The 16,107-nt window shown below is 40.9% G+C and carries 13 protein-coding genes; 6 read left to right on the forward strand and 7 right to left on the reverse strand.

From position 1 onward, the window contains the following. Positions 1 to 47 precede the first annotated feature (47 nt). Entirely contained in the window at positions 48 to 476 is a 429-nt protein-coding gene (locus tag SLS51_RS15150) for an EamA family transporter (protein WP_323839524.1), read from the reverse strand. Between the two features lie 940 nt (positions 477 to 1,416). On the opposite strand from SLS51_RS15150, the gene SLS51_RS15155 reads away from it, so the two are divergent. From SLS51_RS15155 to SLS51_RS15180, 6 genes are all read left to right on the forward strand, one after another. After that, complete coding sequence (locus SLS51_RS15155; protein ID WP_323839525.1) at positions 1,417 to 2,649, forward strand: MFS transporter; 1,233 nt, start codon at positions 1,417 to 1,419, stop codon at positions 2,647 to 2,649. Further along, the gene (locus SLS51_RS15160) at positions 2,615 to 3,010 is read left to right on the forward strand and encodes a ParB N-terminal domain-containing protein (RefSeq protein ID WP_323839526.1); all 396 of its coding nucleotides are present in this window, start codon (positions 2,615 to 2,617) and stop codon (positions 3,008 to 3,010) included. Before SLS51_RS15155 ends, SLS51_RS15160 begins: the two co-directional genes overlap by 35 nt. Continuing rightward, entirely contained in the window at positions 3,003 to 4,199 is a 1,197-nt protein-coding gene (locus SLS51_RS15165; protein ID WP_323839527.1) for a hypothetical protein, read from the forward strand. The genes SLS51_RS15160 and SLS51_RS15165 overlap by 8 nt, the downstream gene beginning before the upstream one ends. Before the next feature lie 242 nt (positions 4,200 to 4,441). Beyond that, positions 4,442 to 6,292: an aminotransferase class I/II-fold pyridoxal phosphate-dependent enzyme gene (locus SLS51_RS15170; protein WP_323839528.1), complete on the forward strand. Its 1,851-nt coding sequence runs from the start codon at positions 4,442 to 4,444 to the stop codon at positions 6,290 to 6,292. Beyond that, positions 6,289 to 6,963, forward strand: a complete 675-nt coding sequence (locus tag SLS51_RS15175) for a formyl transferase (protein ID WP_323839529.1) — start codon at positions 6,289 to 6,291, stop codon at positions 6,961 to 6,963. Before SLS51_RS15170 ends, SLS51_RS15175 begins: the two co-directional genes overlap by 4 nt. 31 nt (positions 6,964 to 6,994) lie before the next feature. Continuing rightward, on the forward strand, positions 6,995 to 7,807 hold the full coding sequence (locus SLS51_RS15180; RefSeq protein ID WP_323839530.1) for a Cof-type HAD-IIB family hydrolase: 813 nt from the start codon (positions 6,995 to 6,997) through the stop codon (positions 7,805 to 7,807). A gap of 70 nt (positions 7,808 to 7,877) precedes the next feature. Here the strand turns inward: SLS51_RS15180 and kdpE are convergent, their stop codons facing one another. Genes kdpE through kdpF form a run of 6 tightly spaced genes read right to left on the reverse strand, consistent with a single transcriptional unit; the run spans position 7,878 to position 15,745 of the window. Further along, positions 7,878 to 8,570 carry a two-component system response regulator KdpE gene (kdpE, locus tag SLS51_RS15185; protein ID WP_191214880.1) on the reverse strand — a complete coding sequence of 231 codons (693 nt, stop codon included), beginning with the start codon at positions 8,568 to 8,570 and terminating at the stop codon, positions 7,878 to 7,880. Continuing rightward, positions 8,567 to 11,260, reverse strand: a complete 2,694-nt coding sequence (kdpD, locus tag SLS51_RS15190; RefSeq protein ID WP_323839531.1) for a two-component system sensor histidine kinase KdpD — start codon at positions 11,258 to 11,260, stop codon at positions 8,567 to 8,569. Before kdpD ends, kdpE begins: the two co-directional genes overlap by 4 nt. Positions 11,261 to 11,268: 8 nt before the next feature. Beyond that, positions 11,269 to 11,850, reverse strand: coding sequence for a potassium-transporting ATPase subunit KdpC (gene kdpC / locus SLS51_RS15195; protein WP_323839532.1), 582 nt, complete (start codon positions 11,848 to 11,850; stop codon positions 11,269 to 11,271). Between the two features lie 11 nt (positions 11,851 to 11,861). Then, positions 11,862 to 13,928: a potassium-transporting ATPase subunit KdpB gene (kdpB, locus tag SLS51_RS15200; RefSeq protein ID WP_323839533.1), complete on the reverse strand. Its 2,067-nt coding sequence runs from the start codon at positions 13,926 to 13,928 to the stop codon at positions 11,862 to 11,864. 20 nt (positions 13,929 to 13,948) lie between these two features. Continuing rightward, positions 13,949 to 15,655 (reverse strand): potassium-transporting ATPase subunit KdpA, encoded by a 1,707-nt coding sequence (gene kdpA, locus SLS51_RS15205; RefSeq protein WP_323839534.1) that lies wholly within the window; start codon positions 15,653 to 15,655, stop codon positions 13,949 to 13,951. Further along, complete coding sequence (gene kdpF, locus SLS51_RS15210; RefSeq protein WP_041379999.1) at positions 15,656 to 15,745, reverse strand: K(+)-transporting ATPase subunit F; 90 nt, start codon at positions 15,743 to 15,745, stop codon at positions 15,656 to 15,658. It abuts the gene before it with no gap. Positions 15,746 to 16,107 lie beyond the last annotated feature (362 nt).

The raw sequence follows: 16,107 nt of genomic DNA on the forward strand, positions 1-16,107 counted from the left end.
AAAAAGAATCCGCAATGGTGAAATGACTTTTGCGGATTTTTTATTTTTCAGCCCAGAGCAACCATTAATGCACCGGCAGTGATCAGCGCAACACCACCTGCGGCCATCAGTGATATCTTTTCACCAAATAAGATAACGGCCAAGATGACAGCAAACACGACACTGAGTTTATCAATTGGGGCAACCTGAGAAACATTACCGTTTTTAATTGCCAGAAAGTAAAACAGCCATGACAACGCTCCCGCTACACCGCTTAAAACGATAAAAAGTAATGCTTTGCGGTTTGCCACTATTTCACTCACCAAATTTAACTTTCCCTGTACGACAACGACACCAACCAGAAATAACGCCATAATGACTGCGCGTATTGCTGTTGCTGTATTGGCATCAAGATTTTGCAAACCGATTTTCCCGAAGATAGCGACTAAAGCGGCAGTAAACGCTGATAATAAGGCATAGATAAGCCAGGTACTCATCGCGAATAAACCCTATAGTTAGTATCAAATGAGTTGAGATGATAAGGCCGTTCTGGTTGTTTGAATATACTATACCCGTCATCTTTCAAGTTGCCTCTTTGTTGGCTGCACTCGTTCACCCCGGTCACATAGTTTGCTATGCTCCCGGGGATTCACTCCCTTGCCGCCGCGATGCATCTTGAAATCCATAGGGTATATTACTTTCATTAAATAAATTAAAGAATAAACTCGTTACTAATCCCCATTTTAGTTAGTGAATATTTTGGACCCGTGAAGTAGTTTCCAGTTTTAATCTCGGATAGCTTCATATAAATCTATAAATAATAATTATCCCTACCGGAGTTTAGCGATTAAACTAAAATATAGTTTTATTTATATGTTTCACTTTGAACATAATATTACAGTTTATTTTAGAATTAAATTAAGCTGAGTTTTTCAGTTAATTGATGACTATTTGAATATACCCGTCATCTTTCAAGTTGCTTCTTTGTTGGCTGCACTCTCTCACCCCGGTCACATAGTTATCTATGCTCCCGGGGATTCGCTCCCTTGCCGCCGCGATGCATCTTGAAATCCATAGGGTATAGATAAAAATTGAACTTAAAGGTTTTTATCTGAGATTAAGAGCCCTTTTTACCGGTGTTTTTACCGGTTAAAGTGCGAAGTACTTATGTCATTATGTTGCTTACTAACATCACCAACATTTGACCTACGTTTAATATGTAATAAAAATGTCATATTTAGTTTGCAATTAACATCTGTTTTGATAATATATTAAAAATAAATTATATATCATTGAATTTGCTTTATCGTACAGATCATCCTAGTTCTTGCTTCTACATTTGATTTTTGTAGAGGCAGGTGGATTTTATGTACTCTCATAAATATTTTAAATGCTTGGTTTAAAAGATACCAATATAAATAATATAAGAAAATAACAATGAAAAATTTTTCTCTTAATAGTTATACATCCATACCGGCATGTATATGGGGTCTATTTCTTGGGACTTTTGTAACAAGATCAACATCAATGATGGTATGGCCTTTTATATCCATCATACTATATACAAAGTTTCATTTTACTGCATCGATGATTGGATTAGTTCTCTCTTTATCCATTGCGATTTCATCAATATTAAGTTTTTATGCTGGTTACTTCTCTGATAAAGTCGGCCGGGTTAGGATAATCATCATTGGCTGTCTTATATCTTCATTGGCATATTTAATATTATGGTTATCTGAACATCAGTCTGGTTTTATTATTGGTACTTTATTAGCGAATATTTCCTGGGCGCTGGTGAATAATCCAATAAAAGCCGTTATTGGCGATGTTATCGAGGAAAAGCAGGTAAGAGAGAATGCCATGTACTTAAGGTATTTATTTCTTAATGCGGGTGCGGTAGTCGGGCCTTATTTAGGCATAAAATTAAGCCTAGATATTAATTCTATCTCTTTTCTGATTGTTTCGCTATCTTATGTAATTTTTATGATCCCTGTTTATTTATTTGGTAAGAAAATAAAAATAAAATTAACAAATAATGATGATTTTAAAGGAACGATGAAGGTTTTATTAAATGACCGGGTGTTTTTAATGTTGGTCATAAATAATATTCTCATGATGTTTATTTTTGGCCATTTTGATTCAACTTTGCCACAGTTAATTACTTCATTAGGGTTTAATGGGTATGCTGAGTTTATTGCTTCGCTTATTATGTTACATGCGATAACCATTGTCGTTATGCAGTTACCGTTTTCCATGTTAACGCAAAAAATGGCGTTAGAGACGAAAATAAATATAGGATCTGTATTACTCATTTTATCTGAATTTATGTTCTTTGTTTCATTCAAATATTATGATGTTTATTTATTATGGTATGTGGCTGCTTTTATCATGAGTATCAGTCAAACTATTTTATTTCCATGTGTGAATGTTTTTATTGATCGTTTGGCACCAAATGATTTACGTGGCGCATATTTTGGTGCAGCGTCACTTTATAGTATCGGTTTTTCTATATCTCCATTGGTTGGTGGTGCTGTTATCCAATTATTTAATGGTGGAGTGTTATTTCAATTATTAGCGATATTAAGTGTATTGATGTTGGTAATTTTCTGTCGGATGTTTAAACTAAGGGATAAGCATGAAATTAATATTAGAAGAAGTCTCAAATCTTAGACCAACCGAATTACATTGTCCTGTTCGTGTTGAGCAGTTAATAGAGAAAGTTAAACTTGAAGGTTTTTGGACTCAACCAATCTGGATTGATGAAGCAACGCATGTGGTTATTGATGGTCATCATAGACTTGAATTAGCCAAGACACTAAAATTAAGTTGTATTCCTTGTCTGGCATTTGATTATGAGAAGGAGTTGTTGGTTTATTCCCGCAATGAGAATAAAACAATTAATCATCGTGATGTTATTAAGGCGGGTTTGGATGGGCAACCTCTTGGTTATAAACAGACTCGTCATGAGTTTGCCGGGAATGTTATTGAAACACAAATTTCGTTAAAAATGTTAGGGTTTGTCAATGAATAAGCAGTTTTATGATGTGGTAATGTGTGGTGCAGGTCCTGCAAATATTTCATTAATCCCAGATTTATTAAAAGATGAAGCTATAAAAAATTGTCTGATTTTAGAAAAAACAGAGAGGGTGGGTTCTGGTTCATTAAAGAAATATAGAATTACCGCGAACTCTTTAGGTAGTGTATTTTTAGAGAAATTTGACGGTTGTGATGATGAGCTTAGTCAATATATAAAATCAACATCGGAATGGGAACATTTTAGTGCCCATAAAGATAAGCCAGTTGAATTGAGGTTTGTCGGCCAATATTTGGAGAGAATTGCACGCTTTATTCAGGAAAACAAATATGGTGATCGGTTTAATATTTTGACTGATGCGGAAGTGAAAAAAATTAAGCAGAATGAAGAGGGTAACTATGATATAACTTATCATAAAAATAATGAAGATTATATTGTATCAGCACGAAAGGTACTGTTTAATATAGGTGGAAATCCAAACCAATCCAGATTATTGCATAATAGTAATAATATTACCTCTGGTGATCTTATTAAAGGTTTTTATGATGAGGTGATAAATAAAGGTGATGTAAAAAGTATCTCAATATTGGGTTCGTCACACAGTTCTGTTTCTTGTTTGATTAGGCTTATTGAGCAATTAAAATTTGTAGGAAAAATAAATGTTTTCGTGAATAAAGATTTTAAGTTGTTTTTTGATTCGCCTTCAAGCGCAGAATCTTACGGCTATGATTTCACACAGGAAGATATTTGCCCTTTAAGTAACCGAGTTAATAGATATTCAGGGTTAAGATATGATTCTTTTGCTTTTGCACAAGAACTTAAAGAAAGAAAATATAAAAATATTTCTATCTTGAATATTTCAGAAATTTCTGATGATGAAGTTATTAAACTCATTAATTGTGATGATTTATTGATTCATTGTACTGGCTATCACTCTAAACTTGTAGAAATAGTTAATGAAAATAATATTCCTATTGAATTTAAAAGTGATAGATATGGTTTGCTAACTAATGAGAAATTAAGCCCTATCTCGACGTCAGGTGAAGTACTTAATAATTTTCACACGTTCGGTCTGGGATCGGGTGTCAAGACGGGGGGTGAAAATGGTGGAGAGGCAAGTTTTCATGGAAGAATTGACGGGGTTTGGGTATATCAGCATGTTATATATGACATCGTATTTAATTGATATTTAATTCAAAATAAATTTTATATCATTAATGAACTATATTTTAGGTTAATTCCTATTTAACAATAAAAATAACCTTTTAACAGCCATTTATACCCTATGGATTTCAAGATGCGTCGCGACGGCAAGGGAGTGAATCCCCGGGAGCATAGCGAACTATGTGACCGGGGTGAGCGAGCGCAGCCAACAAAGAGGCAACTTGAAAGATAACGGGTATAAAATAATTTATTAAGACTATGCATATGAAAACAGTAATACTTCTCTGTGCCGGAAGAGGCAGTAGATTATCAACGAGAACATCAAATAAACCAAAACCTTTGGTAGAAACAAATCAGATATCATTTATCGATAATGCGCTGAGGAATATCGAATCTGTCGGTATTAAAAAAGTTATTATTGTGGTGGGTTATAAGAGCGATGTTTTAATGTCTCATATTAAACAAAACGCATATAACTTGCATATTGAATTTGTTAATAGCGATAAGTGGGAATCGACGAATAATATCTATTCTTTATATCTCGCCAGAAATTGGATTAAGCAAGATACCCTGATTCTTGAAGGCGATATCTTCTTTACTAAGAAATGCTTGGAAATTGTCATGTCAAAAGCGGGGGATCTTAATGTACTTGTTTCTCCTCTTAGCCAAAATATGGAAGGAACTTACGCAAAAGTTGATAATGATAATATCGTTGCGCTAAATTCCACCAAAGATAACAACTATCAGGTTGAAGAAGGTCAATATAAGACGGTAAATATTTATAATATTTGCACCGCTAATTTTGCTGAATATGTTACTAAAGAGCTAGAAAGTTACGTTGATAGTGGATCGACGGGGTTATATTATGAGGATATATTTAAACACTCTTTACTGAATAATATGGCTGAATTTAAAGCAAGTATTGTTGATAATTCTCAATGGTATGAAGTAGATAATACTTATGATCTGGCTATTTGTGATTTCATTTCAAGTAATAATAAATTAAATCTTGTGCAAAACAGGCACGGTGGATACTGGCGTTATCCTATTATTGACTTTGGCTTAATTTACAATTTCAACTTTCCACCTAAAAAATTGAAAGATGAAATAAAGAATCATTTTGATGAAATATTATTAAATTATCCTGGCGGGAATCGTTTAGTCGAGCAGGCTTTATCTGAATTTATTGGAATAGAAAGAACGCAATTGTGTATTTCAAATGGCGCTGCTGAGATAATTAAACGGCTTCCTGATGTTTATACAGGAAAAGTATTAGTCACTGTACCTTCATTTAATGAATATGCTAATTGCTTTGGTAAAGACAGAACAATATTTAGCTATAGTAAAGAGAACAGAGATTTTGAAATAGATATTGATGAACTATTAACGTTGGCGAAAGAAGAAAAGCCGAATGTGGTGGTGATTGAGTCACCAAATAACCCAACAGGTAAATTGACGCCTATTGATAGCCTGTTATATTTGGCTGGCGAATTGTCGGCATTAAATATCGATTTAATTGTTGATGAATCTTTCTTAGATTTTTCTAAAATGCGTGATGACACAATGTTAAAGCATTTAGATAACTATAAGAATTTATCTGTTATTCGCAGCATGAGTAAAACCTTTGGCATTGGTGGTATTCGTATCGGGTATATTGCCACCGCAAATCAGGAATTACTTGGTAAAATAAGAGCTGTGTTACCCATTTGGAATATGAATGGTTTTGCTGAAGAGTTTTTATTAAGATTACCGCAATATAGAGAGAGTTATGAATTAAGCTGTGAAAAAGTGATTAGTGATACGTTAAAATTACAACAAGAATTAAACTCAATCGAGGGTATTACCGCATTTGAGACAGATTCTAATTTTGTTTACTGTAAATTGCATATTTCTGATGCAAAGACGATATCACAGTTACTGTTAGATATTCATGGTCTGTATGTGAAAGAGTGTTCTGGCAAAGGAAATATAGGCTCTGATCTCTATTTACGTATTTCTTGCAGAACACCAAGCGATAATGAAATTTTAATGCGTTCATTGCGTATGGTGATGCAGGGGCTAATTAATCTTAGTGATATTAGTATGGTTAAGGAAGTTAACGAGGTTTGCGAATGAATAATCCCAAAACAGTGGTAATTTGTGGTAAAGGAGAATTGGCAATTTTCATTTGTCAATATTTCTTAAATCATAAAGAGTATAAAATATCGCACGTGGTGGCAGATAAATTCGAACCTGTAAGCACGGATCATACGTTAATTGATTTCTGTTATCAAAATAATATTTCTGTTATTGAAGATAATAAGGTTGAAAATCTACCCGGTTATGAAAATGGTGATTTCACTTGCGATTTATGTTTTGTCGTATTTCATAAGCGGATATTGCCTTTAAAATTCATTAATTCATGTAAGAAAATATTAAATATCCATTTGTCTTATTTACCTAAATATCGAGGCGTAAGACCGGTTAATTGGGCTTTGAAAAATGGAGATCAATCTCATGGCGTGACGATCCATGAAATCAACGAAGGTATTGATGCTGGGCCGATTGTGAATCAGATCTCGTTTTCTATTTATCCTGAATTTGAAGAGGTCATTGACACTTATACACGGGCTATTCGCTATGCCAGACAATTATTCCTTGACACGATGCTGATATTGGAAAAAATAACACCAAGACCTCAGATTGATTCAGAGGCGACAATTTATTATGAAAAGGATAATCATAGTCTGGAAGAAAGGATGACATTTACCAAGCAGGCATCGCTCGAATTGCTTAATAAAGCTTAGATGATAATTGCCTTTAACACTGGAACGCCCTATGTACAATCTCATTGCCACAGATCTCGATGGAACGCTTCTCCTTCAAGGAGATATAATTGGTAAGTTTACCCGCAAGGTGCTTACTGATTTATCAAGTATGGGAAAGCAAATTGTATTTGCAACCGGCAGGCACCATGCTGATGTAAATTCCATTATTGGTGATTTTGATATACCTGTGCATTTGATTACTTCGAATGGTGCCAGATTAACCAGTGCTTGTAAGAACCTGGATATTAGACAACATTTGCCAAGTCACGTCGTAAAAAGAGTGATTGAAGAAACTCAGGCAGATAATGATTTAGTGATCAATATGTATTGTGGTTCTCAATGGTTAACCAATGAAGTGAATCATAATTTTAGCGATTTTGGCCAGAATGATAATTTTAATCCAACATTCAAGTGTGTTGATGAAATGCCTTGTGATGCGGTTGAAAAAGTTTTTTTCATTCATAAGAGTAGAAATCATGATGCATTGGTTAAATTAGAACGCCATTTAATTGATCTCTTTTCTGATAATGTCAGTGTTGCTTTTTCATTCCCTTGGTGTCTGGAGGTAATGGGGAGTGGTGTTTCGAAGGGGCAAGCTTTAATTCAGCTCGCCGGTTTTCTTGGTATCCCAATGAATAAAACGATTGCATTTGGTGACGGTATGAATGATGTGGAAATGCTTTCAACTGTAGCTAAAGGGATCATCATGGGAACGGCGCATAATAGGGTAAAACAAGCGCTTCCTGATGCCGATATTATTGGTTCTTGTTGTGAAGAGTCTGTCGCTCATTATTTATCTGAACATGTGTGTCAGGTGAAATAAGCGGATCTCAGCTTTGCTGAGAGGTGTTAATTGCCTGAGACATGAAGTGATTCGATACGTGTCTCAGGCATTAAGGCATAAACCGATAACCAATGCCGGTTTCAGTCAATAAATGTTTGGGTCTGGTTGGGTCGGTTTCTAATTTTTGTCGCAGATGCCCCATATAAATCCGTAAATAATGGTTGTGTTCAACATAATTAGGGCCCCAAACTTGGTTGAGTAATTGGCGTTGGGTAAGTACCTTGCCGCTATTCGCCAATAATTCACCTAATAACCGGAATTCAATCGGGGTGAGATGCAGTTCTTCATCGTTTTTGGTAATTCGGCGGTTAACCAGATCGACAACCACATCAGAAAAATGAACGATCGATTCTTCCTTGTTGGTTCTGGCAAAACGACGTAAGGCAACCCGGACTCTTGCCAATAGCTCACTGATGCCAAAGGGTTTACTCAGATAGTCATCAGCGCCGACATCCAAGGCCGCAACTTTATCCGCTTCTTTATCACGGGCAGAGAGAACAATAACGGGAATTGCGCTCCATTGGCGCAGATCACGGATCAGGTTAATACCGTCACCATCCGGCAAGCCCAAATCAAGAATAATTAAGTCAGGTTTACGGGTTCCCGCTTCAATTAGGCCCCATTTCAGCGTATCACTGTCAAATACGCGATAGCCTTCACCTTCCAACGCCAGCCGGACAAAGCGTCGAATCTCTTTTTCATCTTCAATAATCAAAATGGTGTTATTGTTGGTAATAATCACATCTCCTCAGTAATAATTTCTGGCGGTTTCTCTAACGGTAGAACAAAGTGAAAACTTGCTCCACCTTTTTCGTTATTGCTCGCCCAAATCTTTCCTTGATGAATTTCAATAATTGCCCGGCAAATTGCCAATCCAAGGCCCACGCCAGGAATAGCAGATTCTTTACGGGCGCGGGAGAATTTATCGAAAATTAACTGTTCTTGTTCCGGCGGAATGCCTTTACCTGCATCCCAAACTTCAATATGAATTTGATTTTTTTCTGTTGTTGCTTTAATACCTAGTGGTATTTGCTCATCGGTATATTTAATTGCGTTTTCCAACAGGTTGATAAATACCCGCTCCAGTAAACTGGCATCACAATGCAATAGTAAATTGGATGGCAGTGAAACCGCGACGGGATGACGGTTGAGTGCATATTCCAGCGAACGTAAGGTACTGCCGACGATCTCTTCCAGCGATTGCCATTCCAGATTGAGCTGAATGCCTCCCGATTGAATACGCGCCATGTCCAGTAAATTATTAACCAGACGGGAAGTGCTGAGAATTTGCTGGCGGATCTGATTCACCTGTTTGGTATGTGGAGAGTTTTCAGCAGATAAATCCAACATCAGGATTTCCGCTTGTCCGAACAGGACGGTCAGCGGGGTGCGTAAATCGTGAGACAGGGCCGCCAGAAGCGAGTTACGTAACTGTTCCCGCTCTGTATCCAATTTAGCGGATTCTGCCCGGCGCGAGAGTTGTAATCTTTCCAGTGCATTGGCGATCAGGCCGGTAAATGTTTGCAGTAATCGCTGTTGTTCAGGGATCAGTAACTGGCGCAAATAGGAGGGCTCAATAGCCAATACAGCCAGTGTCTGAGAAGGTGTAGCAATAGGTTGTAGTTGGTAAGGTACGCTAGGTAGAGTATCTGTTCCCGCCCCGGCTGGCAGATTTTTATCAAAACTCCATTTTGCAATGGCATTGTCAATCAGCATGTGACCGCCATTATTGGTCGTCAGTTGATATAAATTGCCATCGTCGTTGGGTAAAAAGAGGCCGGTTTTAGCTTGAAAACTATTGGTAAGGAAATGGTAGCTGGTGCGGGCAATATCTGCTTCATTCAGCGCTCGGCTCAGTTCACGGGTCATTTCATAGAGATTGCGGGTTCGTTGTTCGCGGTAACGGGCAATTCGCGTCTGATATCTCATTCCCGCTGTTAAATTTCCAACGACGACACCGACTATCAGCATGACACTGAAAGTCAGCAGGTACTGCATGTCGGTAACAGCAAGGGACCAATGAGGCTGTACAAAGAAGATATCGAAACTAATGACATTAATAAAAGCGGCAAAGATTGATGGTCGGCGTCCGTAAAATAGCGCAATGATGACGACGCCAAGCAGGTAAAGCGTGACCAGATTGGCTTTATCAAGGGTCAGTAAAAACGTTCGGGAGAACAAGGTGATAAGTGTACAGAGCGCAATCGCGATCAGGCAGCCTTGAATCTGTACTCGCCATTTTTCACTCACAGAGCGGTTGTCTTGTTCTTTATCCCAGTGGCTGCGTTCTTCTAATGCGACAATCACCAGATCCAAATCTGGCCCTAGTTTCCCTAGTCGGTCAGCAAAACTTGGACGCCATTGCCAGCCAAATAGCTTCTGTTTAGATGTACAGCGACGGCCTATCAGAATTTTGCCGAGGTTATGTTCTCTGGCATAACGTAATACGGCTTTTTCTTTGTTTGAGTCGGAAAGTGTCGCGGTTTCAGCGCCCAATTCATGCGCTAATCTGAGCGCTTTTAAAATAGTGCGCCGTTTACCTTCGGGTAGTTGGTACAGTTTTGGCGTTTCAACGTAGATTGCATGCCAGATACAGCCTAATCGGGCCGCAAGGCGAGCGGCAGTGCGGATGAGCTTTTCATTACCTGAGCTGTTACCAATGCATAGTAGAAGATTATCACGGGTATGCCAGACCGGTTCATGCCCTTGTGTGTCGCGGAAAGCACGCATTTGATCATCAACCCGATCAGCCGTCCGGCGTAAAGCCAGTTCCCGTAATGCAATCAAATTACCTTTGCGAAAAAAATGTTCAATAGCACGTTCTGCCTGGCTAGGAATATAGACTTTACCTTCATTGAGCCGCTGGCGCAGATCATCCGGGGGCAGATCAACTAAGACAATTTCATTCGCTTGATCAAAGATATGATCCGGAATGGTTTCCCTGACCCGGATACCGGTAATATCCCCCACAACATCATTGAGGCTTTCCAGATGCTGAACGTTGATGGTAGTCAGTACATCTATGCCAGCCTCAAGCAGTTCTTCAACGTCCTGCCAGCGTTTGGGATGACGGTTGGTGTGAGGATTACTGAATGCCAACTCATCCATCAAAATGATGGCCGGGTGGCGGGCAATGGCGGCATCAAGATCAAAGACGCTGATTCTGCGCCGTCGGTAGTAGATCTGTTTCAGTGGCAGTTGTGGCAGACCATCAAGTAAAGCGGCAGTGCCTTGCCGCTCATGAGTTTCTACCACGCCGATAACCACATCCAGCCCTTGAGCACGCAATCTTTGTGCTTCCTGCAACATGGCATAGGTTTTTCCCACACCAGCGCAGGCACCGAAAAATATCTTTAATTTACCGCGCTGTCTCTCATTAACCAGTGTCAGTAATTCATCAGGGTCAGGGCGCTGTGGTTCGTGTTGATCCATGTTCAGCCTTACTGTTTTTTCTTGTGCAAGTTATCAAGGGCAAGATTAAGTTTTAACACATTAATCACTGGCTCACCGAGGAATTCCGATGGTGGTGGCTCAATATTATCCCTGATGAATTGCTTTATCACTTTAATCGGTAAATGGCGTGCATCAGCGACTCTCTGTGCTTGAAAGTCAGCGGCGGCGGGTGAAATGTGGGGATCAAGACCGCTAGCGGACGCGGTGACCAGATCAACTGGCACAGGCATATCAGGTTGACGGTTAAATTGACGCAGTTGCTCAACTCTGCGTTTGATTTCATCATCCAATATCGGGTTGGTAGTCGCTAAATTACTGCCGCCAGAGGACAGAGTGTTATAGGGATAATCTACGGTAGCAGAAGGGCGACCCTGAAAATAGATCGCTTTAGTAAAGGGTTGACCAATCAGTTCAGAGCCAACGGGTTGACCATCTTGTTTTACCATAGAGCCTTGGGCTTGATAAGGAAACATCAGTTCTGACAAACCTGTTGCCAGCAATGGATAAGCTACGCCGGTGATCAGTGTCAGAAATATCAACAACACAACAGAAGAACGTAACCAAATCATTTTCATCACCTTTATTTAAGTATCAGCAAAGTCAGCAACATATCTATCAGTTTGATGCCGATGAAAGGCGCTATCAGACCACCCAGACCATAAATCCACAGGTTGCGGCGTAAAAGCGACGATGCATTCATTGGGCGGTAGCTCACGCCTTTTAGCGCTAGCGGGATCAAGAAGACAATAATCAGTGCATTAAAGATAACTGTGGATAAAACCGCCGAACTAGGCGAGTGCAGGTGCATGATATTCAAGATATTTAATTGTGGGTAAGTGACGGCAAACGCCGCCGGGATAATGGCAAAATATTTTGCGATATCATTGGCGATACTGAATGTGGTCAGAGAGCCACGTGTCATCAACATCTGTTTGCCAATATGGACAACTTCAATCAGTTTGGTTGGGTTGGAATCCAGATCCACCATATTGCCGGCTTCCTTGGCTGCTTGAGTGCCTGAATTCATAGCAACGGCAACATCAGCCTGAGCAAGTGCAGGGGCATCATTAGTGCCATCACCGGTCATGGCGACCAGATATCCTTCGGATTGATATTGGCGGATCAGGGCTAGTTTGGCTTGGGGGGTAGCTTCCGCCAGAAAGTCATCTACTCCGGCTTCTGCGGCAATCGCAGCCGCGGTCAGACGGTTATCGCCGGTAATCATAACGGTCTTGATTCCCATACGGCGCATTTCACTGAATCGCTCTTTAATGCCGCCTTTTACGATATCTTTTAGCGCGACAACGCCCAGTACCTGTTGATTTTCTGCGACAACCAGCGGGGTACCCCCTTTACGTGCCACTGTCTGTACCAAAATTTCCACTGCTTCAGGGAATTTTCCGTGATTGACTTCAATATGGCGGCGGATGGCATCGACAGCGCCTTTGCGGATCATGCGGTTTTCCACATTAACACCACTCATTCGAGTCATGGCAGAAAAAGGTACAAAAGTTGCGTTCAGTGAGCGCAGATCACGTTCACGCAGATTGAATCGCTGTTTTGCCAGAATGACAATGCTGCGGCCTTCCGGTGTTTCATCGGCTAAAGAAGAGAGTTGGGCGGCATCCGCCAACCGCTGTTCCGTGATGCCATGCACGGGCAGAAATTGAGAGGCTTGGCGATTTCCCAAAGTGATGGTGCCGGTTTTATCCAGTAGCAGCACATCCACATCACCCGCTGCTTCAACGGCTCGTCCGCTGGTGGCGATAACATTCGCACTTAGCATGCGGCTCATGCCTGCGACACCAATGGCAGAAAGTAAACCGCCAATCGTGGTAGGAATAAGACAGACTAATAATGCTATCAATACCGTGACAGTGATAGGTTGACCAGCATGGTTAATCTCCACGCTGAATATTGAAAATGGCAGCAGAGTGACACACACCAATAGAAAGATAATTGTCAGCGCCGTCAACAGGATGGTCAGTGCGATCTCGTTTGGGGTTTTACGACGTTTTGCCCCTTCCACCATTGAGATCATGCGGTCAAGAAAAGTTTCACCGGGATTAACTGAACATTCGACCACCAGCCAGTCAGATAGTACATGGGTACCGCCAGTCACAGAGGAAAAATCACCGCCAGATTCGCGGATAACTGGGGCAGATTCTCCGGTGATTGCACTTTCGTCAACAGAAGCGCCACCTTCGATAACTTCACCATCGCAAGGGATGGTTTCACCGGCTTCAATAATGACGATATCCCCTTTGCGTAGGCTGTCAGAAGGGACTTTTTCTCTGGCGCCATTACGATTGGCGGAAGTGAGTTTAGTTGCCCAACTGGTTTTTCTTACCCCTTTAAGGCTGGCCGCCTGAGCTTTGCTTCTGCCTTCTGCCAGCGCTTCGGCAAAGTTAGCGAATAACACAGTAAACCACAGCCATAAGGCAATGCTGCCGGTGAACAACGCATTTCCCTTAAATTGACCCGCTAACATGGCAATCCATAAAATGGTGGTTAACCCACTGCCTAGATAGACGACAAACATCACTGGGTTGCGCCATTGTGCCGCCGGATGACATTTTTTGACTGAATCAATCAGGGCATGACGAATCAAAACGGGTTCGAATAATGTCTGTTGCTTGTTAGTCATGGTATTCCTCTCTTTGGCGCTTACCGGGCCATTAGCCAGATTTGTAAATATTCAATTACCGGGCCAAGGATCAGAGCCGGAATAAAAGTCAACGCACCGATTAGCATGATGGTCAAAATCAATAGGCAGATAAACAGTGGGCCATAGGTGGGCAGTGTACCGTTGCTGGCAGGTTGGCGTTTTTTCACGACCAAAGAACCGGCAATGGCAAGGGCTGGCAGGATCATGCCAAAGCGGCCCAAAAACAGGATGATGGCTAGCAACAAGTTGTAGAACATGCTGTTGGTACTGAGGCCCGCGAAAGCACTGCCATTATTGTTGGCCGCGGAGGAGAGGGCATAGAGTACTTCACTGAAACCGTGAGCGCCGGGGTTCAGAATACCGGCACGTCCACTGGCAGTGGATATGGTAAGTGCCGTTCCTAAGAGAGCCAGTGTCGGGGTAACCAGAATCGCCAGTGCCACCATTTTCATCTCGAATACCTCGATCTTTTTACCGAGATATTCAGGCGCACGACCTATCATTAAACCGGCGATAAAAACGGTCAGCAGAACGAACAGTAACATACCATATAAACCAGAACCCACACCGCCAAATACGACTTCACCAATTTGTATCAACCACATGGGGATCATGCCGCCAAGTGCAGTGAAAGAATCATGCATGGCATTGACTGCGCCACAGGAAGCGGCGGTGGTTACGACGGCATAAATTGAGGTTGCGAGGATGCCAAAGCGATTCTCTTTACCTTCCATATTGATATTACTGTTGGCACCTAACAGACTGAAATGGGGATTCCCTTTCAGTTCGGCATACATGACGCCTACGGTGGCAATGACAAAGATGATGCTCATTGCCCACAATAAAACGTGCCCCTGACGGTTATCACGAACCGCTTGCCCAAAAGCAAAACAGAGTGCACAAGGGATCAAGAAGATAGACAGTATCTGAATGAAATTGCTGATAGCAGTTGGATTTTCAAAGGGGTGTGATGAGTTAGCCCCGAAGAATCCACCACCATTGGTGCCCAATAATTTGATGGCTTCCTGTGAAGCGACGGGGCCCATCGGGATCAATTGCTGTTGGCCTTCAATGGTATGAGCTAATTGATACGGCTCGAAATTCTGAATCACTCCCTGACTGACAAAAACCAGAGCGATAACGATAGACAGCGGTAATAGCAGATAAAGTGTGATACGTGTGATATCAACCCAAGCGTTTCCTACGGTGTTGACACTATGACGGGAAAATGCGCGTATCAACGCAAATGCCACCGCAATCCCGGTCGCCGCAGAAAGAAAGTTCTGCACGGTTAGACCTGTCATTTGGCTAAAGTAACTGAGTGTGTTTTCTCCACTGTATGACTGCCAATCGGTATTGGTGATAAAGCTGACGGCTGTATTTAGCGCCAGGTCCCATTTCAGTCCGGGGAAATGTTCAGGATTAAGGGGAAGAGCGTGTTGTGTGATTAAAAGCGTGAATAGCAGTAATAGTCCGATCAGATTAAAAATAATAATAGCTAATGCGTATTGCCACCAGTTCATTTCTTTGACTGTGCCGCCCGGTTTCTGTAAGCCACAGCAACGCCAAAGGCCAGATTCTGCTTTAGTCAGCCCGCGTGGAATATTACCGTCGATCAGGTTGGCGATAACGTTTCCGAGTGGTTTTGCCAGTACCATCAAAATCAGTAAGAAACTGGTGATCAATAAAAAAGCGGATGCTGCCATTTAAAAATCCTCCGCATGAAGTAGCGCATAAATCAGATAAACCAGTAACAGAGCTACTAATAACGCGCCGGAAATGAAGAATATGCTCACTGCTTAATCTCCTGAAAACTTGGATGAATAAATACCCGTTATCTTTCAAGTTGCCCTTTGTTGGCTGCACTCACTCACCCCAGTCACATCGTTATCTATGCTCCCGGGGATTCGCTCCCTTGCCGTCGCGATCCATCTTGAAATCCATTGGGTAAAGATTAGGGAAGGAGATGCAAAGAAGCTGATAAAAGAGTGAGGGGATGTGTAAAAAAAGTATAAAAATGGCAATAAAAGGAGGTTAAGGCCATCAGAAGGTTTTAAGGTTTTAAGGTTTTAAGGTTTTAAGGTTTTAAGGTTTTAAGGTTTTAAGGTTTTAAGGTTTTAAGGTTTTAAGGTTTTAAGGTTTTAAGGTTTTAAGGTTT

It is taken from the genome of Photorhabdus africana, assembly GCF_035181445.1.
In the GTDB taxonomy this organism is placed as follows: Bacteria; Pseudomonadota; Gammaproteobacteria; order Enterobacterales; family Enterobacteriaceae; genus Photorhabdus; species Photorhabdus laumondii.